Raw genomic sequence first — 3699 nt, 5'->3', positions numbered from 1 at the left:
TTCCCATAAAAATTGCTCCCTCTATAGTAATGACAGTTTTATTATTTTAACTGTCTACTATAAAGGGAGCATATCAAATATTTTTATACGGCTTTTTGTAATTTGTATAATATTAATCTATAGTGTGCAAAATAATAATAAGTAAAATTATAAGAGGTGCATATTATGATTGATAAATATACAAGTTTATGTGATGCAATTGCAGAGAATCCTGTGGCAGCTAATATATTAATGAGTTATGGAATACCTACATATGATATTACAGAAAATCAATTTTCATCTTTAGAAGAGATATCAAAAAGGTATAATATAGATATTAATTCTGTCATAAATCAAATTAACAGTGGATTAGCAAGTTTATATTAAGATTATTTATTTGAATTTTACATATATTTCATATAAAATAGTTTTATTAAATAATTTTATGAAAGCTAAGGTGATTAATCATGATTACTAAAGATATGACTATTGGAGAAGTAATAAAGATAAGTGATAATAAAGCTGAAATTTTAATGAGCTTTGGAATGGGATGTGTTGGTTGCCCATCAGCACAAGCTGAAACAGTTGAAGAAGCAGCATATGTTCATGGAATAAATTTAGAAGAATTATTATCAGCTTTAAATAGATAAAAAGTATTTGAACCCATATTTATGGGTTCTTTTTCATAAATTAAAGTAAGAAGGGGAATAAAACATGGGAATAATTACAGAAAAAGAATATGAAGTACATTACTATGAAACAAATTATAGATTAGAATGTAAAATGTCATCTATAATTAATTATTTTTGTGATATAGGAACTAAGCAATCAGAGAATCTAGGAGTTGGAATAGATTATTTAACTGAGAGAAAATTAGCCTGGGTATTTTATAAATATAATATAAAGGTAAAAAGATATCCTAAGTATGGTGAAAAAGTAAAAGTAGTAACGATGGCAAAAAGCTTTAAAAAGTTTTATGCCTCTAGAGCATATGAAATATATGACGAAAATAATGAAAAAATAGTAGATGGAGAAGGAATATTCTTATTAATAAATATAGATAAGAGAAGAGCAGTAAGAATTCCTGACGATCAATATATAGCTTATGGAGTTGATATTGAGACTTGTCCAGATATAAAAATTACTAAGTTAGAAAAATTAACAGAAGAAATGCATCAAAATAGATTTAAAGTTAGATATGGAGATATAGATTCTAACATGCATGTAAATAATGTTAGATATGTTGAATGGGCAATAGAATCACTTCCTTTAGAAATTGTTTTAAATTATGAGCTTAAAGAGTTAAGTGTTATATTTGAAAAAGAATGTAGATATGGTGCTGAAATAAGTGCTTCATATGAAATAAAAGAAAATGAAGATGAAGTATTAATTCTTCATAAAATTGCTGATAATGAAGGAAAAGAATTAACTGTATTAACTAGTAGTTGGAAGAAGTTAAGTAATAATTAATATAAAAAGTAGTAAGTTCAAAGAGTATGTTTCTTTGGCTTACTACTTTTTATTAAAATAAGTTATATTATTTATTTTCTGCAATTGATGTTGCTACAGTATATCCAGAGCTCCAAGCCCATTGAAGATTAAAGCCACCACAATCACCATGAACATCTAATATTTCACCACAGAAGTAAAGGTTAGGAACTAATTTAGATTCTAATGTATCACAATCAACATCCTTAGTATTAACTCCACCAACTGTAACTTGAGCCTGATTAAAGTCATTAGTTCCAGTGCAAATGAATTTCCAACTCTTTAAAGTATTTACTAGCTTCATTTTTTCTTTCCAAGAAAGTTCATAACATGGCATTTGAAGATTAGTTATTCCACATTCTTTTAATAAAATGGGAATTATCTTTTTATGTATAACACCAACTAAAGCATTAATTATAGGTCTATGACTAAGAACTGCAAAATGACATTCTAAGAAATCTTGTAATTCATCTTTGGAATAGCTAGGTAATAAGTCTACTACAACTTCAGTTTGCTTTTTAACAAAGGTACTTTGAGAAGCTAATGCTGATATTTGTAGAATAGGAGGACCAGAAATTCCATAGTCAGTAAAGAGTATTTCTCCAAAATCTTTTTTTACAACTTCATCATTAATTATTAAAGTAACATATCCATCAAATTTAACTCCAGATAAAGCCTTTAGATGAGGATAGTCTAATTTTAATTGAACTATTCCAGGAACTAATGATGTTATTGAATGTCCCAAACTTTTAGCAATATTATATCCAGTTCCATCAGATCCTGTCTTAGGAGCTGTTTTTCCTCCACAGGCTAAGATAACTTTATTAGCTGTGAATAATTTATACTCTTCGTTACTTGTGGATAATTTAAAAATTTTACCCTTGTGGATATTTTTTATTTTGCAGTTTGTGTATAAAGGTATATTTCTATCTTCGATAGCCATTTTTAAAATATCCACAACTGAAGATGCCTGAAGTGACTGTGGATAAAGTTTTCCTGTAGGTAATGCTACAATTGGAAGACCTAAAGATAAAAAGAAGTTTTTTGTATCTTCAAGTGAAAGTTTATCTAATGCAGTAAAGTGAAAATCAGAATTTGAACTATGGTAATTAATAAAAGGCGGTTTTATGCAATTATTTGATATATTACATCTACCATTACCTGTAGTTAAAATCTTTTTACCAACTCTATCAGTACCTTCAACAATTGCTACATCTATTCCAAAATCTTTGGCAGTAATAGCTGCAACTAATCCTGAAGCACCACCACCAACAATTATTAAATCATGATGCAAATTAAACACCCCTTTCGTATAACTAAATTGCAAAGCAATATTTTTCGATTAACTATATCTTAATATTTAGCATTATGTTCTGCAATAAGAATTATGTAATTGTAGCATAATAATAAAGTAATGAAATTAAGAGATACTAAAAATAGAGGTGGTATTAATGAAAGTTAAGATAATAAATTCTAATTCTGAGGATTATCAAAAGGAGTTAAAATTAAGAAGAATGAATTATGATCAGGTAGTAGTTAATTATCCTGGAGGAAAAGGAATAAAAGTTTTTGATAAATTAGATGTAGAATTTATAACAGAAAGTGAAATTGATGAGTTTTTAATTAAATATAGTGATTTTTTAAAAATAAAATTAAATAGAGGAATATCAGTTGTATTATATAAGGCAATTTTAGATACAATAGAAAATGAATTGAAAATTAATTTTAATGGTTTAAATTTATTAAAGGAGAAATACGCTGTAAATAAGAGAGGAATATGGGAAAAAGAGATTTTATGTGTAATTAATGAAAATATGCCTATAAAGATAATAGCTGATGGACAAAATTTTAAGAAAAGTGGATTTAATATAAACATTGAAGAAGTAGAAAAAGAAGAATTTTTAGAAATTTGTGCATTCGAAATAAAAAAAATAAATAAAGAAATTAAAGAAAAAGAGGATTTATTGAAGAGATATGGGGAAGGAATAGAAAAAATTAAAAATCCTACAAACCCAGTAAAAATGCTAGTTTAGACAGATATTGAAAAACATAATAAAAAATATATAAAAAAAATTCAAAAAAAGTGTTGACACTATATATAATTTTAGGTATTATAGGTAATGTGCTCGGGAGAGCGCAGCAGAAAAGAAAAAACCTAGGCCCCTTGGTCAAGCGGTCAAGACACCACCCTTTCACGGTGGTAACAGGGGTTCGATTCCCCTAGGGGTCACC

5 protein-coding genes and 1 tRNA gene are annotated in these 3699 nt (G+C 27.4%); 5 read left to right on the top strand and 1 reads right to left on the bottom strand.

The window, feature by feature from the left end:
* Positions 1–165: 165 nt before the first annotated feature.
* The 3 genes from HCG76_RS18735 to HCG76_RS18725 all read left to right on the top strand — a co-directional run bounded on the left by HCG76_RS18735 (position 166) and on the right by HCG76_RS18725 (position 1449).
* Positions 166–366: a hypothetical protein gene (locus HCG76_RS18735; protein WP_221701779.1), complete on the top strand. Its 201-nt coding sequence runs from the start codon at positions 166–168 to the stop codon at positions 364–366.
* 80 nt (positions 367–446) lie between these two features.
* A complete protein-coding gene (locus HCG76_RS18730) occupies positions 447–629 on the top strand; it encodes a DUF1858 domain-containing protein (protein WP_195989123.1) in 183 nt (60 codons plus the stop codon).
* Between the two features lie 64 nt (positions 630–693).
* Entirely contained in the window at positions 694–1449 is a 756-nt protein-coding gene (locus HCG76_RS18725) for an acyl-[acyl-carrier-protein] thioesterase (protein WP_221701778.1), read from the top strand.
* Between the two features lie 67 nt (positions 1450–1516).
* Here HCG76_RS18725 and HCG76_RS18720 read toward each other — a convergent pair whose 3' ends face one another.
* Positions 1517–2761, bottom strand: a complete 1245-nt coding sequence (locus HCG76_RS18720) for an NAD(P)/FAD-dependent oxidoreductase (protein WP_260458204.1) — start codon at positions 2759–2761, stop codon at positions 1517–1519.
* 157 nt (positions 2762–2918) lie between these two features.
* Here HCG76_RS18720 and HCG76_RS18715 point away from each other — a divergent pair, with 157 nt between their 5' ends.
* Together HCG76_RS18715 and HCG76_RS18710 are read left to right on the top strand one after the other, a co-directional pair.
* Complete coding sequence (locus HCG76_RS18715; RefSeq protein WP_221701776.1) at positions 2919–3500, top strand: hypothetical protein; 582 nt, start codon at positions 2919–2921, stop codon at positions 3498–3500.
* Between the two features lie 125 nt (positions 3501–3625).
* A tRNA-Glu gene (locus tag HCG76_RS18710) sits at positions 3626–3697 on the top strand.
* The last annotated feature ends 2 nt before the right edge of the window (positions 3698–3699 follow it).

Origin of the sequence: Clostridium sp. K13 (assembly GCF_019734195.1) — a bacterium.
Taxonomy (GTDB): Bacteria; Bacillota; Clostridia; order Clostridiales; family Clostridiaceae; genus Clostridium.
The sequence above is the reverse complement of the archived record's forward strand: the minus strand, read 5'-3'. Positions and strand labels throughout refer to the sequence as shown.